Genomic DNA, 19319 nt, shown 5'->3' with positions numbered 1-19319 from the left:
CCTGAGTAGCCCTGTCAAAAAATGTCGCGGGCAAAAACTGCACACTCGAAATCCACTGTGCAGAAAATGCACACTTTAACGGCGTGTCGCGTGCGTGTCTTGCACAGTCGATTTTTGGCGGGGGGAGCGGACCGGGAGGAGCAGGATCAGTCCGGCAATGAGCACCAGCAAAATGCCGATGATCCCGAACCGCTGCTCACCAAAGAGCGAAATGAAGACACCGAAGAGCAGCGGGGCCAAGAAACTGACGGCCTTGCCGGTTGTGGCGTAAAGGCCGAAGAGTTCGCCTTGCTGGTGTTCGGGCGCCAGGCGGGAGAGGAAGGCGCGCGCCGAGGCCTGCGCCGGACCGACAAACAAGCACAGCAAGAGGCCGAAGATCCAGAACGTCATGGTGCCGGTGAGGGTGAAACCGCCAAGCTCGTAGGTGCCGTTACCGAGAATGAGGACCGCCGCGCCGGAAAGAATGAGTCCGATCAGTGCGCCGACGATCACGCGCTTGGGACCGATCCGGTCATCCAAGAAGCCGCCGATCACGGCTCCGAGCGCGGCAATAATGTTCCCGAAGATCGCGAACTGGATGACCTGGGCGAGTTGGAAGCCGAAGGTCCCGGCCGCGATGATGCCGCCGAAGGTGAAGACCGCGGCGAGCCCGTCGCGGAAAATCGCGCTCGCCACCAGGAACCGGATGGTGTTGGGTTGCTCCCGAAAGAGTTGAACCACCCGCCGAATCAGCACCCGGTAGGACTCGATGAAACCGATTTTCTTGCCGGGGGTTCCGGCCTTGAGTTCGGGAACAACCAGGAAAACCGGAAGCGCGAAGACCGCGAACCACAGGGCCGAGAACACCGCGACGGCGCGCACATTGAGCCCATTTTCACTCGTGACGCCGAAGAGACCCACGTCCGGTTGAATGAACCCGTACAAGACCACAATGAGGGCCGCGATACCGCCCACATAGCCCATCGCCCAGCCAAAACCACTGATTTTGCCAATGGTCTGCGGCGTTGAGACCTGATGCAGCATGGCGTTGTAATTGACCCCGGCGAACTCGAAGAAGATGTTTCCAAGCGCGATCAGCCCCACACCCAGGAGCAAAAACTCGGGGCTCGGATACACAAAGAAACACAGTGCCATCAGGATCGCGACGAGCACCGAATTCACGCCGAGCCAGAACTTACGCCGCCCGTTCGCGTCCGAGCGCAGCCCGGTCACCGGTGCGGTGAGCGCGATCAACACGCCCGCAATCGCGAGGCCGTAACCCAGAATTTCGGAGGCGCGATCCTCCCCGCCAAAGGCGTTCGAGGTGAGATAAACCGTAAAAACGAAGGTGGTCATCACGGCATTGAACGCCGCCGATCCCCAGTCCCACGCGGCCCATGCCAACACACGGGGAGAGAAAATGGAAAGCTTGCGATTGGGCCGAGTGACTTCGGGAGCGGTGTCCATATCGTGAATGGTAACCGGTATTAGTGACGATAGGATTGACAGCATGATTATTGTGCTCGTCGCCCTGTACGCGATGGCACTCGTGGCGCCACTTTTCTTTCGGAAAATGGGGCGCAACGCCTTTTATATTCTGGCTCTTGCCCCGGCAGCGGGCTTCGTGTGGCTGCTGGCCACCCTCGGAAATTACCTGGCGCCAAATCAGGCCGGGCTGCCGGGCGCACCGGATTCGCCCGAGTCCCGAACCCTGTCCTGGGTCCCGCAAATCGGCCTCAATATTGACCTGCGGATGGATGCGCTGGCGGCGACGCTGAGCATCTTGATTCTTGGAATTGGCGCATTGGTGCTCGCCTACTGTGCCAAATACTTCAAAAAGGATGACCCCAACCTGGGTCCCTTTGGCGCACAACTTCTCGCCTTTGCCGCCTCCATGTTCGGTCTGGTGATTTCGGACAATTTGCTGTTGCTCTTTGTCTTCTGGGAACTGACGACCATCCTGTCCTACCTGCTGATCGGCTACTCGCGCACCAAACTATCTGCGCGCACCGCAGCCCTCGAGGCGCTCATTGTCACCACTTTTGGCGGCCTGGCGATGCTCGTGGGCATGGTTCTGATCGGGACGCTCGCCGGAACTTTCCGCATCTCCGATATCCTCGCGCAAGCCCCCGACCTGGTGACCAATGAGCCTTTGGTGAGCATCGCCGTCGTACTCATGCTCATTGGCGCGGTGTCCAAATCCGCGCTGGTGCCATTCCATTTTTGGTTGCCCGGCGCAATGGCCGCTCCCACCCCGGTGAGCGCGTACTTGCACGCGGCCGCGATGGTGAAGGCCGGTATCTATTTGGTGGCGCGGCTCGCACCGGGGTTTGCGGAGCTTCCGGCGTGGCAGTGGACCGTCATGACGCTCGGCCTCGCCACGATGCTGATCGGCGGCTGGCGGGCCATGCGCCAATTCGATATGAAACTGATCCTCGCCTATGGCACGGTCAGCCAACTCGGTTTCATGATGATGATCGTGGGGCTCGGCGGGCAAGAGGGCGCGCTTGCCGGGTTGCTGCTGTTGGTGGCGCACGCCTTCTTCAAGGCGACGCTGTTCTTAGTGGTCGGCATCATTGACCACCAGGCTGGAACCCGAGATATTCGCGACCTCGCCGGGCTCTATCAATCGATTCCCAAGGTCACCTGGATAGCCGGAATCGCCGCGGCGTCCATGGCCGCGGTGCCGCCGCTATTGGGGTTTGTGTCCAAGGAAGCGGTGTACCAGTCGTTCTGGAACAACGCGGTGGAGCACGGCGGCGTGGCGTGGGTGCTGATGGTCGGCATTGTGCTCGGTTCGGTGCTGACCTTTGCGTACTCGGCGCGCTTTATGTGGGGCGGTTTCTCCGGCAAGCAATCCGACTGTGTCCGCGTGGTGCGCCCCGTGTCTTGGAGCTTCGTCGCGGCGCCGGGGATTTTGGCGCTGGGCACCATCGTGTTCGGCGTCTACCCGCAAGCGTGGGCGCCGCTCTTTGAACCCTACGCCCAGCTCTTCCCGTTGCCCGAGGGCGAAAAGGCGCCCTACATTGCGCTCTGGCACGGTTTCACACCGGCGCTCTGGCTGTCCGTGCTGACGCTTGCGCTCGGCGTGGCGGCGTTCTTTGGGCGCAAACAGGTGTGGCGCGTGCAAAATGCGCTTCCGGGCCCCGTCGAATCACGCAAGCTCTACAACGAGTCCATTTTCGGCGTCGATGAGCTCGCCCGGTGGGTCACCGGCAAAACTCAGCGCGGCTCGCTCACGTTCTATCTTTTTGTGATCCTGGCGGCGGCCATTGTGACCCCGTGGGGCGTCATGGCGGTCAACGGCGTCAATTTTCAAGGGTCTGTCTACGCCTGGGATACGCCCGTGCAAGTAATTGTCGGGGCAACCATGATTGTGGGGGCGATCGCCGCGATTCGCGCCGGCAAGCGTTTCATGGCGGTAATTCTGGTGTCGGTGACCGGTTACGGCACGGCGGTGCTATTCGCGCTCCAGGGAGCACCGGATCTGGCCCTGACCCAGTTGCTCGTGGAGACGATTGTGCTGGTGGCATTTGTGCTGGCGCTGCGCGTTTTGCCGGCCAGCATGTGGGGCCGGCGCACCAAGCAGTTCCGGCGGCTGCGCGCCGTGACCGCCGCGCTGAGCGGTCTGACCGTCATGGTGGTCACGATGTTGGCCATGGGTTCGCGCATCTTCGAACCCATCTCGCTTAATATGCCGAAATTGGCATATGAGGTGGGCGGCGGCCACAACACGGTCAATGTGACCCTCGTGGACATCCGCGCCTGGGATACCTTCGGCGAGGTGTCGGTGCTGGCCATTGCGGCAACGGGCGTCGCGAGCCTGATCTTCATCCGCGGCCGCTCGGACATGCGCATTCGGGCATCGCACGTGCAATCCGGGACCGTGGGGCGCAATCTGGAACAAATTGTGGAGCCCGGCCGCGAATACGCGGCGCGTCGGCTCGCCGAGCAGTTCTACGTCGCCAAGCGCAACCCCTGGTTGGTCGCCGGGCGCACCCTCGCCCCCGAGCGGCGCTCCATCGTGCTCGAAATTGTGACTCGGCTGCTCTTCCACTCGATTATGGTGGTGTCCATTTTCTTGCTCCTGACCGGCCACAATACGCCCGGCGGCGGTTTCTCGGGCGGGCTCACCGCGGGGCTCGCCATGACCATCCGCTACTTGGCCGGAGGCCGGATCGAGCTGGCCGAGGCGAGCCCGGCAACCGCCGGCACGATGCTTGGCATTGGCCTGGGAACAGTCTCGCTCTCGGCGCTGGTTCCCGTGCTGCTCGGCGGGAACGCGCTTCAGCAAGCGATTATCACCTTCTACGACGTGCCCGTCTTCGGCGACATCAAATTCGCGACCTCCACGATCTTCGACATCGGCGTCTACCTCATTGTGGTTGGCTTGATTCTGGACGTGGTCCGCTCCTTCGGCTCCCACCTGGACTACCGCGCGGAGCAGGATAGCGGCAACGTCCTTCACGGATCTCAACAGAAGAACGACGGCGATGCCTCCTCCGGCGCGAGTGTCACCGTGGGTGACGCGAAGGAAAATCCGGGGGGTGCCTCATGAGCGTCAACTTAACGCTGCTGGTCATCATGGGCGCGATGTTCGGCTTTGGAATCTACCTGGTGCTTGAACGCGGCCTGACCCGCGTATTGCTCGGCTTGGTGCTCCTGACCAACGCCGCCAATATCCTGTTGCTGATGACCGGGGGCTATGCCGGGTTGGCTCCGCTCTTCGGCGAAGATATTCCGCCATACGAATATAACGATCCGCTCCCGCAAGCGCTCATGCTCACGGCCATTGTGATCGGCTTCGGCGTCACCTCCTTCATGCTCGCCATCATCTACCGTTCCTGGGTGTTAGCCCGTCAGGACGAGCTGCAAGACGATATCGAAGACCGCCGCGTTGCCAGCCACTCCACCTATAGCGAGGAAGAGCCGGACCAGAACGTGGACGACGCCACAGAATTCGATCCGCTCCCGGCCCCGTCACCGGATTTCAAGCGGGGTGACGAGTAGTGAATATTGTGCAATTCGCACCACTTGCGGTGGTGCTGCCGTTCGTCGGTGCCGCCCTCGCATTCTTGCTGATCAAGGTGCCCAAGGCGCAACGCTGGACCAGCATCATTGTGCTGACCTTGACGTTCTTCTTGGAAGTGGCGCTCCTCGTGGACACCTGGAACTCCGGGCCCCAAGCGGTGTTCTTGGGCGGCTGGGCTGCGCCCTTTGGCATCACGATGGTGGTGGACCAATTCTCGGCCCTCCTACTCGTTGTCTCCACCGTCGTCTCGCTCTCGGTGCTCTATTACGCGGTGGGGCAAGGTCTGGCCGACGCCGACCCGGATGAACCGATCTCCATCTTTCACCCGACCTACCTGATCCTGGTAGCCGGCGTCTCCAACGCCTTCCTGGCCGGCGACCTCTTCAACCTGTACGTCGGTTTTGAGATTCTGCTGGCCGCCAGTTACGTGCTGATGACCCTCGGCGGGACCTCGCCGCGAATCCGTGCGGGTGTGACCTACGTGGTGGTCTCCGTCATCTCATCGCTGCTCTTTCTGGTGGCCATCGCCTGGCTTTATGCGGCAACCGGCACCATTAATCTGGCCGACCTCGCGCTCAAAATCCAGGAACTCGACCCGGCAACAGCCCAAGTCCTGCATTACATGTTGCTGCTCGCGTTCGGCATTAAGGCCGCCGTCTTCCCGCTCTCCTTCTGGCTGCCGGACTCCTACCCGACCGCGCCGGCGCCGGTCACCGCAGTGTTTGCCGGCCTGCTGACCAAGGTCGGTGTGTACGCCATGATCCGCACCGAAACCCTGCTCTTCCCCAGCGACGGCGTCAACACGTTGCTGATGGTGCTCGCGCTCTTGACGATGGTGGTCGGTATTCTGGGTGCGATCGCGCAATCGGACATTAAACGTGCGCTCTCCTTCACCCTGGTCAGCCACATCGGTTACATGGTGTTCGGTATGGCGCTGGCCAACGTGATTGGGCTGGCGTCCACAATCTTCTACACGATCCACCACATCACGGTGCAAACCAGCCTGTTCCTGGTCACCGGGCTCATTGAACGCCGTGGCGGCACCGCCAACATGGACCGGCTTGGCGGCCTTGCAAAACTCTCCCCGCTCCTCGGCGTCCTCTACTTCATTCCGGCCATGAACCTGGCAGGGATCCCGCCATTCTCCGGGTTCTTAGGCAAGGTCGGCATCATGGAAGGCGGCGCCGCGGTGGGCACCTGGCTCGCCTATGTGCTCATTGGTGCAAGCGTCGTCACCAGCCTGCTCACCCTCTTGGTGATGGCCCGCATTTGGAACCGCGCGTTCTGGCGCAAGCCCGAAGACGCGGAGTACCCGGACAAGCTGCTGTTCTCTAAGGACACCGGGGAGACCAAGGCCATGCCCGCCAGCATGGTCGGCCCCACGATCGCCCTTGTCGGTGCGGGCCTGGCGTTCACCGTCCTCGCCGGCCCCATTTTTCAAGCATCCGAACACGCGGCGGCGGACATGCTGGAGCGCACCCCCTATATTGAGGCCGTGTTGAACCCCAGCAATCTCGATGAACTCAAGGGCGGGGAGCTCACCCCGGATGTGACCGGAACCAACGCACCGCCGCTAATCGACATTCCGCCGGCGGAACGCGACAACGTCTCCGAGGGCGGTGACGGCAAGTGAAGACACGACTGCGCAAAACCATCTCCCTCATTCAAGGGCTGCCGCTGCTGATTTGGCTGGTGCTGCTGTGGGGCATCCTGTGGCAGGACTTCTCGCTGGGCAATCTCGCCTTTGGGCTGATCATCGCGGTCATCACCACCAAGCTGTTCTACCTGCCGCCGGTGGAACTCTCCGGGCGGTTCAACATCCTCTATGCGATCGCGTTCATCTTCTATTTCATTTATGAAGTGGTTGTGGCGAGCTTCCAAACCTTTTGGGCGGCGCTCACGCGAGGCCCGGCGGTGCGCAGTTCGGTCGTTGCGGTCACCTTACGCACCCAGGATGACCTCATTGTCGCGGCGACCGGACATGTCATCTCGCTAATCCCCGGTTCCCTGGTGCTGGAAGTCGATCGCTCCAGCTCCACCATCTACCTGCACTGCCTGGGCGTCACCACCGCGGAACAAGTGGCCGATATTCGCCGCGAAGTGCTCAATGTGGAGGCCTGGGTGATCCGCATTATGGGTTCCAAGGCGGATCTGGAAACCTTGCGTTCGGGCTACGTGCCGCTCACCCAAACCAAGTCCGCCTATGAGATCACGCAGAAGCCCGCGGACCTGGCACCGGGGGAGTCCGCGGTTCCGGAAGCTCCCGAATCGGTGCAGGTCACCCAATTCACCGCCGCACCGCACAGCCATGACGGGTGGTTGGTCCCTCGAAAGAGCCATAAGGAGGACAAGGAATGAACCCCATCGTCTTGTGGATCGTCATTGTGCTCTTGGCGCTGGCGATTGCCGGCATCATGTACCGGATGATCAAGGGCCGTTCCATCCTGGATCGCGTTCTGGCCTCGGACGTGTTGCTTTCCGTGGTGAGCGCAGTGCTGGTGGTGTACATGGTGGCGAACAATAACCGCGACCACCTGATACTTCTGATCCTGCTCTCACTGACCGGGTTCATCGGGTCCGTCACGGTGTCCCGGTTCGTCTATGACCGGCGCGCCCTGGAACGGCTGGAAGCGGAACGCAAAATTGTCCACGATTCCAAGGCGGATACCTAAATGGAATTCTGGGATATAGCGCGCGAATGGGCCATCAATATCTTGATGATCCTGGGCGCCCTCATGAGTTTCGCCGCGGCGGTGGGCCTGGTGCGTTTCCCCGACCTGCTCTCCCGCATGCACGCTGCCACGAAACCGCAGGTGCTGGGGCTACTGTGCTTCCTGCTCGCCATGGCGTTGCAAAGTCAGGCGTGGATTTCGGTGCCGCTATTGGCGCTGATTTGGATATTCCAGCTGATGACCGTCCCGGTATCCGCGCACATGCTAGGCCGCGCCGGGTACCGCACCAAACACGTGCACACCGAGGAACTCGCGGTGGATGACCTCGACGTGGTGGTCAGCGACGAAGTGCAACGCCAACGCGCCAACCCGCCGCAAGCTTAAACGTCGCCGCGCGAGTGGTCGAAGCGCTTGATAGCCTTCGCGGTGCCACGGCTGGCAAGCACCGAAATGACGGCGCTCACCGCGGAGGACACCAAGGCGAACGTCAACACCGAGGACAGTGAGCGCTCCAAATCCTTGTCATCTTTGGGCGGCTGCTTCCCCGTGCTCTTTTCCCAAATCGCATCCACGACCTTGCTCGCCACGAAACCCGAACCAATACTGATGGCCGCGCCAATGATCTTGAAAACTGCGTTCACTTTAAGCCTCCTGGGCACCCGATGAGCACAAAACAAATGCTGACCCAAGCCTAACCAGTTGTAGACTTGAAACGCTAAAAGACCAACGACAGGGGAGCCCTCCCACCGCGGCCGCACAAGCCGCACGGCGAGAGCTGAGAGTGCCGATAGGCAGACCCTCGAACTTGATCCGGTTAGTACCGGTGCAAGAAGTCGAGTTCTCGGGGCGCGGCCGCGCCTCCCCCTCCTGCATATCCAGGAGGATTCATGAGTACAACCACCCTTCGCCGCCCGTATCAGTGGCGTGTTGTGGACATCGTCGTCGCGGCAGTCATCGCGATCCTCGGCGGCTTCATTTTCTGGGCTTGGTCCCAGGGCGCCAACGCGCTCGGCGTCTTGTGGGCCGCCTTCCCGCCAGCCGGCGGCCTCTACGCGGGCGGCTGGTTTATCCCTGCGGTGCTCGGCCCGCTGATCATTCGCAAACCCGGCGCCGCCATTTTCTGCGAGGTCGTCGCCGCGTCCGGTGAACTGCTCGCCGGCTCCCAATACGGCGGCACCGTGCTTCTTTCCGGCCTGCTGCAGGGCATCGGCGCCGAAATTGTCTTCGCCGCCTTCCGCTACCGCACCTGGAACTTGCCCGTTGCGCTCCTCGCCGGGCTCGGCGCCGGCATCTTCTGCGGCCTGAACGATACTTTCGGCCCCTACGGTTACTACGTGACCTGGGCGCTGGACCAAAAGGCCTGGTACATCCTCTTCTGCGCGATCTCCGGCGCCGTCATCGCGGGCCTGCTGTCCTGGCTCGCGACCCGCGCGCTCGCCAAGACCGGCGCGCTCGGCAATCTCGCCTCCCGCAACGCGGCAAAGGAGCGGGCGTTCTGAGTACCGCATTGAAGCACGACGGCGATGCTCGCCCCGAGCGCGAAACCTCCTTGAGCGATGGCTCACCAGGAAAGGATAGTTCCGGGCCCGTTCTCATCGAAGCTTGTGACTGGGGGTTCACCCACGCCGACCGCGAACAGCCGGTGTTCTCCGGGCTCAATCTGAGGATCGAGCCCGGAGAGCGGGTGCTGCTGTTGGGCGCCTCCGGTTCCGGCAAATCCACGCTGTTGGCCGCGCTCGCCGGCGTCTTGGAGGATGAGCACGCCGCGGAATCTGGGCAACTGCTCATTGGCGGTGTCCCGGTGCGCCAGGCGCGCGGCCGTGCCGGATTGATGCAACAAGACCCGGAAACCCAAGTGGTGTTGCCGCGGCTGGGTGACGATGTCGCCTTTGGTGCGGAAAACCTGGGTGTTGACCCGGCAGAAATCTGGACCCGCGTGGAGAAGGCGCTCAACGCCGTCGGACTTCATAAACCCCTGGATTCCTCCACCAGCGCGCTTTCGGGCGGGCAAAAGCAACGGCTTGCGCTTGCCGGGATTTTGGCGATGGCGCCCGGGCTCGTGCTGCTGGATGAGCCGACCGCGAACCTGGACCCGGATGGGGTGGTTCAGGTTCGCGATGCGGTGTTGACCGCGCTGGCGGACCGGAGCGCGACTCTCGTGGTGGTTGAACACCGGGTGGCGCAGTGGCAAGAGCACATGGATCGGGTGATTGTGCTCGGGCACGGCGGGCGCGTGGTCGCCGACGGGGCGCCGGGGGCGGTGTTTGCCGAGCATCGGCGCGAGCTTTTTGACGCCGGGATCTGGGTGCCCGGCGCCGAAAAATTGCTGGAGGATGCGGGGTTCGGGGCATGGTCAGCCGAAGCCAAGGGCTCGGAGGCGGCGCTGAGCACTCGGGAACTCTCGGTGGGGCGCGCAGCGTCGAAGTTCCGCGCGCGCGAGGAAGCCGGGAGCAAGCCGGTACTGACCGGCGTCAATATGCGCGTGGAGGCCGGGAACGCGCTCGCGCTGAGTGGGCAGAACGGCGCCGGGAAGTCGACGTTGGCGCTCACCCTGGGCGGCTTGCTCGCGCCCATTTCCGGGCGGGTTGAGGCGTCGGAGGCGCTCGCCGACGGCGCGGCGGCTGAGCCCATCAAGTGGAAGGCGAAGCAACTTGTGCGCCGGATCGGCAACGTGTTTCAAGAGCCCGAGCACCAATTTGTGACCGGAAGCGTGCGGGACGAGCTCGCGTACAGTTTGCGGCATCAGGACGTGTCGATATCTGAGCCCGAGGTGGATGCGCGAGTCGAGGAGATGCTGGATGCGCTCGGGCTCGCCGAGGTGGCCGAGGTGAATCCGTTCACGCTCTCCGGCGGGCAAAAGCGGCGGCTTTCTGTGGCGAGCGTCCTCATCGCCTCGCCGCCGGTGTTGATTCTGGATGAGCCGACCTTTGGGCAGGATTCGCGAACGTGGCGAGGGCTCGTGGTCTTGTTGCGCGCGGCTCTCAAGGCGGGCAGTGCCGTGGTGATGGTGACGCACGATCGCGCACTCATTCACGCGGTGGGAGCGCGCGAACTGGTCGTGGCCGGTGGCGCGGTGGCGGACGGAACTGAGCCGCCGGGTGGGCCCGGTACGTCGGGTAGCTCAGCGCCCGCGGGCGATCCGGGCCTCAAGCGAGGGGTGCTCTGGCGCGCGAACCCGCTGACGAAACTCGTGGCGACGCTGGTGCTTGCCTTTGCCCTGGCGTTCACCGTGGACCCGGTGTCTGCGGGGGTGGCGCTCGTGTTGCAGTTAGCGCTGTACCCGCTCGGCGGTGTGAGCTGGAAGACGCTGTTTGCCCGGTCCTGGTTTATGGTGCCCATTGCGCTTTTGGTCGCGTGGACGACTGCGGTGGCCTCGCCCAACAGCGGTGCCATGCTCTTCGATTGGGGGTTCCTTTCGGTCAGCACCGGGAGTTTGGGGCTCGGCATCGCCATGGGGCTGCGCACCCTGGCGATTGCCCTGCCCGCGATTGTTCTGGCAATCACGACCGATCCCACGGATCTGGCAACCGCGCTCTCGCAAAAGGCGCGGCTCTCGGCGCGCTTCGTGTTGGGGACGCTGGCGGCCATGCGGCTGTTGGGCTTGCTCGTCGAGGAGTGGGAAACCATGACAATGGCTCGGCGGGCCCGCGGCGTTGGGGCACAAGGCGGGGTAGTCTCGCGCGTGAAGGCGGCGTTGGGGCAGGCCCTCGTGCTCTTGGTGCTTTCGATTCGCCGCGCGAGCAGACTGGCGGTGACGATGGAGGCCAAAGGCTTTGGCGGCGGGAAGCGCAGCTGGGCGCGCACCTCACGCTTTGGCCGCGCCGATCTGTTTTTTGGCCTGGCCGTACTGTTTGTTGCGGCCGCTTCCGTGGCTGCCGCGGTCACCACCGGTGCGTGGCGCCCGGTTTGGTAGCAGGCTCTAGCGAGTAGCGCCCTGCCGTTTAGGCGACGAGCCCCACAATCGGGGTGGTTGTGGGTTGTTCGGAACCGCCTTCTGGCTCCACGGTGACTCCCACGGTCATGCCGGGCTTATAGGTGCCGTCCAGTTCGAACCATTGCGCGTCCCGGTTGTCCATGGTGGCAATTCCGGCCGAGGTGGCCTTGCCATTTTGGATGTACCAGAGCTGGTAGATTTCACCGGATTTGGGTTTGGGCACGTCGGAGAGCAGTACCGCGGACTTGCCCATGTCGGCTGAGGCAACCAGTAGCGCTGACCCGCCGCCGGTGACTTCTGCGCTCACAGTCTTGGCGTCTGGCTGGGTCAGCATTTCGGCGAGGCCCTGGGGCAACTGGGTGGCGGTGGGTTGGTTATCCCCGCCAGCGGTGGGCTTATCCATGCTGTTGCCTAAATAGACCCCGCCCACGAAGAATGCGGCCGCGGCGGCAGCGCCGATTAGCCAGGTGGCGCCTCGCTTCAAGCCGGGCCGGGCCTGTGCGTCGCTTTCTGCGCGACGCTCACGTGCAGCGTCCAGGGATGTCACGCCGGATGCCGGCCTTTCGCTTTGCGGCTCGTCTAGCTGCGGGCGTTCCGCGTCGATTTCGGCGGGAGCGGACTCTTGCGGTGTGCTGGCAACAATGTCCATGATGCGGCGCTTGAGTTCGGGCGGTGGGGCCATCGGCGGCACCGCTCCGCCGAGCTCGGCCAGCGTGTCCTCGAATTCGCGGGCTTCTTCAGGTGTGAGAGCGCCCACATCTTCCCCGAGGCTCTCCTCGTGCTGGCGAGGGTGTTGGTCATCGTGACGATCGGTCATACTCCGTTCACCCCCATGGCCTCTCTCAGTTTCAGTACTCCGTCGCGAAGACGGGTTTTTACGGTGCCGAGCGGCACCTCTAATTGTGCAGCGATTTCACTGTGCGTCAGGCCGCTGAAATAGAACAATTCGAGGGCGTGGCGTTGCAGTTCACTCAATTTCTCTAATGCACTTTTAACGCGTTCAGATTCAATTATGGTAACGACGTTTTCGGAAACGTCGTCAAGGTCGCGATCCAGTGCGCGAGCTCCTACCTTCTTATCGCGGTCCTGGCTCGCCTGCTCGCTGCGGATTCGATCCACCGCGCGTCGGTGAGTAATTGTCAGTACCCAGGAGAGCGCTTTACCCTTATTCGGATCGAAGCGCGAAGCGGTTTGCCAAACCTGCACAAAAACTTCTTGAGTCACCTCTTCGGCGATCTGAATGTCGAGGATCAACCGGCGGGCAAGCCCGAAAACGCGGGGAGCGTACAGGTCATACAGCCTCGAGAACGCCTCTTGGTCGCCGCGAGATATCTCGACCAGCAGGGTTTGCCCGAGTGCTGCGGAATTGTCGGCGTCGCGGTGGGGCGCGTCGCTCGTCTCTTCTATAGGCACCCCAACATTCTTTCAACCAGTGCGTCCGGTGTCCATAACCCTGCTCAAAGAAAAACCAAACTCAGACCAAACCGGTCGGACAATTGCGTCGAATGGCTTGATGAAGATCACCGGAAAAGACCAAATAGGTCAAGTGATCAATGAAAGGGAATGAGAAATATCATGAAACGCATCAATCGCCCCGTGATGGCAACCGTTGGATTCTTGGCAATGGCTTCTCTTGCGCTTGCCGGCTGCAGCACCTCCTCGCCCGCATCCAGCAGTGCGCCGAGCTCTGAAGCATCCACCCCGATGTCCACCCCGAGCATGCAGAGCACCGAATCCATGGACCCGTCAGCGGACCTGGTGGGTGCCGGTTGCGCGGCCTACGCCAAAGAGGTTCCGGACGGAGCCGGCTCGGTTGAGGGCATGGCTCAGGATCCGGTGGCCGTCGCCGCCTCGAACAACCCGTTGCTCAAGACCCTGACCGCAGCGGTTTCGGGCAAGCTCAACCCGGATGTGAATCTGGTCGACACCCTGAACGGCAGTGAGTTCACCGTCTTCGCGCCGGTGGATGAGGCGTTCGGCAAGATCGACCCGGCCACCATCGACACGCTCAAGACCCCCGAGGGCGCCGAGACCCTTACCAACATCCTGACCTACCACGTGGTTCCCGGCCAGCTGAGCCCGAGCGAAGTGGTGGGCGAGCAAACCACCGTTGAAGGAAGCACCGTCAAGGTCACCGGTAGCGGCGACAACCTCATGGTCAACGACGCAAAGGTCATTTGCGGCGGCGTCAAGACCGCAAACGCCACCGTGTACTTGATCGACTCGGTGCTGATGCCCCCGGCGAAGCAGAACTAGCGCCAAACCCCATAATCGCGCGTTAAGCAGATGGCGCGAGCGCGGCGGGTGGTCACTAAGGGTGACCACCCGCCGTCGCACTTACCCCCACCACCCCCCCAATCGACTGTGCAGAACACGCACGCGACACGCCGCTAAAGTGTGCATTATCTGCACAGTGGATTTTGACTGTGCGCATTGCGGGGGCGGTCTCGCGGGTGCGTGTCGGGGGAATGTTCAGGGCACGGGCTCGCGCGGCACGGTGCAGTTTCAGTGCCAGTGCCACTGCAAGTTTCAGTGCCAGCGTCGCTGGCAGGGTCAGGGTTTCAGTCCCTGAGCCAAGTCGGCCTTGAGGTCCTGCGCCGATTCGAGACCCACCGAGAGCCGCACTAAATTATCGCCTAGACCAATTTTCGCGCGCCCGTCAGGGCCCATGGCGCGGTGCGTCGTGGTCGCCGGGTGCGTAATGAGAGATTTGACATCGCCGAGATTATTGGAGATGTCAATGACCCGGAGCGCGTTGAGCAGCTCGAACGCCGCTGCCTTCCCGCCGGCGAGTTCGAAAGTGATGATGGTCCCGCCACCGCTCATTTGCCGCCGCGCCAGCTCATATTGCGGATGTGACTCCAAAAACGGGTAAGAAACTCGATCAACCGCAGGCTGCTCCTCGAGCCAGCGCGCTAATTCCAGAGCCGTCGATACCGAACGCTCCAGTCGAATCGGCAGGGTCTCTAAGCCCTTGAGCAGTGTCCACGCATTAAACGAGGACAGCGCCGGCCCGGTATGGCGCATCAAGTTCTTGACCGGCCCGTCAATAAAATCCTTGCGCCCCAGAATCGCGCCGCCAAGAACCCGCCCTTGCCCGTCAATGTGCTTCGTCCCGGAGTAGACAACGACGTCCGCACCGAGTTCGCTCGCCCGCTGCAATAGCGGAGTGGCGAACACGTTATCCAGAACCACTTGCGCCCCCGCCCGGTGCGCCGCCTTCACAACAAAGTCAATGTCGACAAGTTCTTGCATCGGGTTGGACGGTGATTCAAAGAACACCGCGGTGGTGGGCACCGACAGCGCCGCCGTCCATTGTTCGTTGTCGAATCCGTCGACAAATACCGTCTCGACGCCCCAGCGCGGCAGGATCTCGTTCAGGATCACGAAGCAAGAGCCAAAAAGCGAGCGCGAGGCGACCACGCGATCGCCCGCGCCAAGAAGTGCACCCAAAGCAGTGAACACGGCGGACATCCCACTGGCCGTCGCGAAACACGCCTCCGCCCCCTCCAGCAATCGAAGCCGCTCCTGGAACGCGGCGACGGTGGGATTTCCGTAGCGCGAGTAGACGAAGCGCTCGTCTTCGCCGGTGAAGGCACGCTCGGCCGCTTCGGCAGAATCGTAGACAAAACCGGAGTTCAGGAACAGCGCTTCAGACGTTTCTTCAAACTCGGTGCGGCCCAGCCCGCCGCGCACCGCTTGGGTTGCCGCGTCCCAGGATTCGGCGAGTTCGCGAGGGTAGGAGCGGGTCACTGGGCCGAGGTTTCGCGTGCGTCGCGAGCTGGGGTGGCGGAGTCCGCGGCCAACGCACCACCAGCGTCCACCCGTGCAATCGCGTCCGCCAGGTTCTCGGCTGCGTCTTCGCGCGTCCATCCGGTTCGCCACGGCAGCCCCGAGGCACGCCAACCGCCCGGCGCCTCAAAGCCGTCAAGCACATTAAAAACAGTGAAACCCGCACGCGTGAGCGCCACCGCGGCGTCCACCGAGCGCCGGCCGGAGCGACAAATCAGCACCAACGGCACCGCGCGCAACGGCCGAACATCGCCTAAAAATGAGGGGTTCAAACTCCCGTCGGCAAAACTCCATGAGGTAAACACCACTGGCGCCCCGGACACCTTAGGCACCCCGATGTGCTGCCATTCGCCTTCGGTGCGCACGTCAACCAACTGGGCCGAACCGTCCGCTACCTTGTCCCACGCCGCGCTCGCGGTGAGATCGCCCGCATAGGGGGCATCGCCGTCGTAATTCATGAAAGTCACCTTGCCTGAATGCCGATGCAGGCGCGAGCCACGCTTGCAACCGGGTTGCCGAGTCTTCACCTGAGGCACCCCGCCGCGGTGGAGGGTTGCCGGTCGATCCGGTCAGGGCCGTACTGCGATCGACGCTCGTTACTCTGCAAAGAATGTAGCAAGCGCAGAGCGCGCGCGGGAGTTAGATGACGGAAGTTTGCGCTAGCGCTCCAGGAACCCGGCGAGCTCGGCGGTCAGGTCATCGTCGACAGGGATGTCCTGCTCATCGATGCGGTTGATCGGGGCGAGCAGCCGGACGCTCGAGGCAAGCCACACCCCATCGGCGCCAAGGAGGTCGGAGGGGGTGAGCGGCCCGTAACCCAATTCCCAGCCGGCCGCTCGCGCGCCCTCGAAAATCGCGGACTGCGTGGTCCCCGGGAGAACCCCGGACTCCAGTAGCGGCGTCGTCAAGGTCTTGACCCCGTCAACCACCCGCGCCACCAGCACGGTGGAGGTTGGCCCCTCGAGAATCTTGCCGTCGGCGGAGGTGAAAATGACGTCATCCGCGCCGAACTTTTTCGCATAGCGCAGCGCCGCCATGTTGATCGCGTAGGAGAGGGTCTTGGCCCCGAGCAACAGCCACGGAGCCCGCTCGGCGAGTTCGTAGTCATAGCCGCGGTCCAGCAGCAGCACCGAAATGGGCCGGCCGCGGGCGGCGATCGTCGCGTCGGGAAGCGGGGAAACCAGCACCCAGCAGGTCGGGGCCGCGCCCTCGCCCTCCACCCCGCGGGTCGCGATGAGCTTGACCGTGAGTTCCTCGGGCAGGTGATCCTCTCCGGTCGCTTCCAGTGTCAATGCCGTGTCAATGGCCCGGCGCCAGGTAGCGCTTTCCGGGATTGCAAGGTCCAGCATGTCGGCGCTTGCGGCCAGCCGCGCCAAGTGCGCATCGAGCTTGCGGACCTCGCCGCCGCGCACCAGCATCGTTTCAAAGATGCCGTCGCCGCGGGTGGCACCAAAATCGGTGACCTTCAGTTGCGGCGCGGACGCGTCTGCCACCCGGCCGCCAGGGTAGTTGGCATCAAGAAAAACGAGCGATCGCATAAGCACAGCCTAGTCCGCCCCACCGGCCGCCGGGAACGCCTCAGCCGGGGAATGCGGCGCCCAGCACGCGCAAAATCCCCGACGCCTTCGTGCGCACCTCGTCCCACTCCGCGCCCGGATCCGAATCCGAGGTGATCGCCCCGCCCACCGCGAGCGTCATGGTGCCCCCGTCCACCACCAGCGTCCGGATCACCACGGATAAATCCGCGGCTCCATTATCGGCAAAATACCCGATGCACCCCGAATACGGGCCGCGCTCGCGTGTCTCCAGTCCGGCTAGGAGCCGCATTGTCGCGGCCTTGGGCGCACCCGTCATCGACCCCGGCGGGAACGCCGCCTCAATCGCGCGCGCCGGGCTCGCCTCCGCGCCCAATTCCGCCACAATGGTGGACACCATTTGGTGCACGCTCGGGTAGCTTTCGATCGCAAACAGCCGTTCCACCCGCACCGATCCGGGCCTCGCGTGCCGCGAAAGATCGTTGCGCAACAGGTCCACGATCATGACGTTCTCGGCGCGGTCCTTTTGCGAATCGCGCAGTTCGGCGGCAATCCGCGCGTCCTCTTCCGGATCGACGGCGCGCGGACGCGTGCCCTTAATCGGCTCCGCACGGATCAGCCCGGCGGGCGACACCTGCACAAATCGTTCCGGCGACGTGGAGAGCATCGCCCACTCACCCACGCGGAAAAACGCGCCAAACGCCGAACCGTTCGCGCCGCGCAGCCGCAAATAGGTCTCCAGCGGGTCCTCCGCGAGCCGCGGGGCGGTGAGCTCGGTCGTCAGGCACACCTCATAACTGTTGCCCTCGGCAATTTCGGCCTGCGCCGCCGCGATCTTCGCGAGGTAAGTTTCGCGGGTGTCGCGCGCGGTGAAGGTAGGTGCCTCCTGCTCCTCATGATGCACGACGGCGTTGCCCGCCTCCTCGCGTGGGTCCGGTTGGATCGGGGTTGAGTGGGCGGGGCTGGGTGCAGGGTGCGTTGGGTGGGCGGGCGCACTTGAGTGCGTTTTGGCTTTGGTAATTGCGCCTCCCGCGGGGGCCGCGCCGCGCTGGGTCGGGTTGTCAAGAAAGGACTGGATCCAGTCGGTGGGTTGATCGATTTGCGTCAGGAAGGTGGTGCTGTCATTGACGTGGTCAATAATGATGGCGCGGTCGGCGTGGAAGAGCCGGCCAACGATGGTGGGTTTGTCATGATCGGAGCGGTGCTCCGGGGCCAGGTGCTCCAAGGCGTGCGGTTGTTCCGCGGCGGCGGAATGCACCTCATGGTTAAGCTGGCCGACCCAGCCGAGGCTCCCCGGATCTGAGGCGCTGGCTTTGTGGCCGGCCCGGGGGAAAGGCGGCCACTGTGCGGCGAGCCAGTCGAAGGCACGCACAGGGAGAGTGTAGGTGATCCCGGGGCCGGTTAGTTCCGTCCACTCGGTGCGGTTCTTGCGGACGAAGGTCACCGCGCTCACGCCGGGGGAATCAAGGAACAAGTGGCTGTAGCGATTGCGCGTTTCCGGTTGGTCGGCGTTGGAACTGTCGAGCCAGAGGAAGCGATGAGCGGACACGTGTGGGCCACCATCATCACCGTCCAGGTGCGGCACGGTGGGCTGGTTGGCGGGCTGGTCGGCGGTGTGCGCGGCTGCGGGAACAGTGTCGTTGGGACGATCCGCCTTACACGCAAGGGCGACCGGGTCGAGAGCTGAGCCGATAGTCTTGCGGCTCGGCTCCTTATATTCTTCAATTGGAATTTTCAGGTCGATTCCTCGCGAGACGAGCCACATCGCGACAACCGTATATGCCGAATCGGCGATGTTTTTCATCTCCGTGCCAGCCCCGCGCCAAACCGGATGGTCTGCGCTGAGGGTGAGCATCGCCGTCGTACTTTGACGAGGTCCGCGGGAGAAGAAGGCGTCCTCCTCCGCTGCCCAGGTGTCCCAGAAGGGGCGGAACGTGTCGCCGTCGCGCTCCAGGGCTCGACGTTTGCGGAAGTCCGGTGAGGCGTTGAGGGTGATGAGGAGTGCGTCCGGTGCGGGGAGAATGTCGAGTGCCGCGCTCGCGCCGACGCCTTCGGCAATGATGATGTCGGCTGGCGCGGTGACGCGTTCCGGGCCCGGTATGTTGCGCTCCCAATCCCATGTGGGCCAGTGCGCGCTGCGGCGATTGGCAAGGTTGGATATGGCCGTGGTGAAGACGTCAATTCCTGCTTGCAGGCCGGTCCACCCTTGATAGGTGTCTTCGAGCGCAAAGGTGCCAAGCGAGATGGTGCTTGGCAGTGCGGTTGCGAGGCGGTCGGCGAGTTCGCGTGCAAGGCTGGTTTTGCCGCTGCCGGAGCGTCCTTCGAGGAGGATGACAAGGGGCCGCGACATGAGACAAGTCTACTGTCGCGGCCCT

17 protein-coding genes and 1 riboswitch are annotated in these 19319 nt (G+C 63.2%); of the genes, 9 read left to right on the top strand and 8 right to left on the bottom strand.

Translation table 11 applies throughout. The annotated features are described in order from the left end of the window. Positions 1–75: 75 nt before the first annotated feature. A complete protein-coding gene (locus tag O148_RS0100295; protein ID WP_026529333.1) occupies positions 76–1446 on the bottom strand; it encodes an MFS transporter in 1371 nt (456 codons plus the stop codon). Between the two features lie 43 nt (positions 1447–1489). Here O148_RS0100295 and O148_RS13865 point away from each other — a divergent pair, with 43 nt between their 5' ends. The 6 genes from O148_RS13865 to mnhG are packed head-to-tail and all read left to right on the top strand — an operon-like array spanning position 1490 to position 8067. Further along, entirely contained in the window at positions 1490–4537 is a 3048-nt protein-coding gene (locus tag O148_RS13865; RefSeq protein ID WP_051619635.1) for a Na+/H+ antiporter subunit A, read from the top strand. Next, positions 4534–4989: a Na(+)/H(+) antiporter subunit C gene (locus O148_RS13860; protein WP_051619634.1), complete on the top strand. Its 456-nt coding sequence runs from the start codon at positions 4534–4536 to the stop codon at positions 4987–4989. The genes O148_RS13865 and O148_RS13860 overlap by 4 nt, the downstream gene beginning before the upstream one ends. Further along, complete coding sequence (locus O148_RS0100280; protein WP_026529332.1) at positions 4989–6644, top strand: Na+/H+ antiporter subunit D; 1656 nt, start codon at positions 4989–4991, stop codon at positions 6642–6644. The genes O148_RS13860 and O148_RS0100280 overlap by 1 nt, the downstream gene beginning before the upstream one ends. Continuing rightward, the gene (locus tag O148_RS13855; protein ID WP_075204224.1) at positions 6641–7369 is read left to right on the top strand and encodes a Na+/H+ antiporter subunit E; all 729 of its coding nucleotides are present in this window, start codon (positions 6641–6643) and stop codon (positions 7367–7369) included. Before O148_RS0100280 ends, O148_RS13855 begins: the two co-directional genes overlap by 4 nt. Beyond that, positions 7366–7683 carry an MrpF/PhaF family protein gene (locus O148_RS13850; RefSeq protein ID WP_051619633.1) on the top strand — a complete coding sequence of 106 codons (318 nt, stop codon included), beginning with the start codon at positions 7366–7368 and terminating at the stop codon, positions 7681–7683. Before O148_RS13855 ends, O148_RS13850 begins: the two co-directional genes overlap by 4 nt. Further along, positions 7684–8067, top strand: a complete 384-nt coding sequence (mnhG, locus tag O148_RS13845) for a monovalent cation/H(+) antiporter subunit G (RefSeq protein WP_051619632.1) — start codon at positions 7684–7686, stop codon at positions 8065–8067. Here the strand turns inward: mnhG and O148_RS0100260 are convergent. Then, entirely contained in the window at positions 8064–8324 is a 261-nt protein-coding gene (locus tag O148_RS0100260) for a DUF4235 domain-containing protein (protein ID WP_026529331.1), read from the bottom strand. The genes mnhG and O148_RS0100260 overlap by 4 nt on opposite strands. A gap of 246 nt (positions 8325–8570) precedes the next feature. Between O148_RS0100260 and O148_RS0100255 the strand changes: the two genes are divergently transcribed. Both O148_RS0100255 and O148_RS13840 read left to right on the top strand, forming a co-directional pair. Beyond that, positions 8571–9182: an ECF transporter S component gene (locus O148_RS0100255; protein WP_026529330.1), complete on the top strand. Its 612-nt coding sequence runs from the start codon at positions 8571–8573 to the stop codon at positions 9180–9182. A gap of 50 nt (positions 9183–9232) precedes the next feature. Beyond that, positions 9233–11596: an ATP-binding cassette domain-containing protein gene (locus O148_RS13840; RefSeq protein ID WP_075204240.1), complete on the top strand. Its 2364-nt coding sequence runs from the start codon at positions 9233–9235 to the stop codon at positions 11594–11596. Between the two features lie 28 nt (positions 11597–11624). Here the strand turns inward: O148_RS13840 and O148_RS16795 are convergent, their stop codons facing one another. Together O148_RS16795 and sigK are read right to left on the bottom strand one after the other, a co-directional pair. Beyond that, entirely contained in the window at positions 11625–12434 is an 810-nt protein-coding gene (locus O148_RS16795) for an anti-sigma factor (protein WP_051619630.1), read from the bottom strand. After that, positions 12431–13030: an ECF RNA polymerase sigma factor SigK gene (gene sigK / locus O148_RS0100240; RefSeq protein ID WP_240470750.1), complete on the bottom strand. Its 600-nt coding sequence runs from the start codon at positions 13028–13030 to the stop codon at positions 12431–12433. Before sigK ends, O148_RS16795 begins: the two co-directional genes overlap by 4 nt. 162 nt (positions 13031–13192) lie before the next feature. Between sigK and O148_RS0100235 the strand changes: the two genes are divergently transcribed. Beyond that, complete coding sequence (locus O148_RS0100235) at positions 13193–13873, top strand: fasciclin domain-containing protein (RefSeq protein WP_035744154.1); 681 nt, start codon at positions 13193–13195, stop codon at positions 13871–13873. Positions 13874–14170: 297 nt separating this feature from the next. On the opposite strand, the gene O148_RS0100230 is transcribed toward O148_RS0100235, so the two are convergent. The 4 genes from O148_RS0100230 to pabB form a co-directional block, all read right to left on the bottom strand. Further along, entirely contained in the window at positions 14171–15370 is a 1200-nt protein-coding gene (locus O148_RS0100230; protein ID WP_026529327.1) for an O-succinylhomoserine sulfhydrylase, read from the bottom strand. After that, complete coding sequence (locus tag O148_RS18020) at positions 15367–15867, bottom strand: rhodanese-like domain-containing protein (RefSeq protein ID WP_075204223.1); 501 nt, start codon at positions 15865–15867, stop codon at positions 15367–15369. Before O148_RS18020 ends, O148_RS0100230 begins: the two co-directional genes overlap by 4 nt. Before the next feature lie 34 nt (positions 15868–15901). Next, positions 15902–16010: riboswitch (SAM riboswitch) on the bottom strand. Positions 16011–16068: 58 nt separating this feature from the next. Beyond that, a complete protein-coding gene (locus O148_RS0100220) occupies positions 16069–16947 on the bottom strand; it encodes an aminodeoxychorismate lyase (protein WP_026529326.1) in 879 nt (292 codons plus the stop codon). Positions 16948–16987: 40 nt separating this feature from the next. Further along, complete coding sequence (pabB, locus tag O148_RS0100215) at positions 16988–19294, bottom strand: aminodeoxychorismate synthase component I (RefSeq protein ID WP_026529325.1); 2307 nt, start codon at positions 19292–19294, stop codon at positions 16988–16990. Between the last annotated feature and the right edge of the window lie 25 nt (positions 19295–19319).

Source organism: Haematomicrobium sanguinis DSM 21259 (genome assembly GCF_000688395.1).
Lineage (GTDB): Bacteria > Actinomycetota > Actinomycetes > Actinomycetales > Micrococcaceae > Haematomicrobium > Haematomicrobium sanguinis.
The sequence above is the reverse complement of the archived record's forward strand: the minus strand, read 5'-3'. Positions and strand labels throughout refer to the sequence as shown.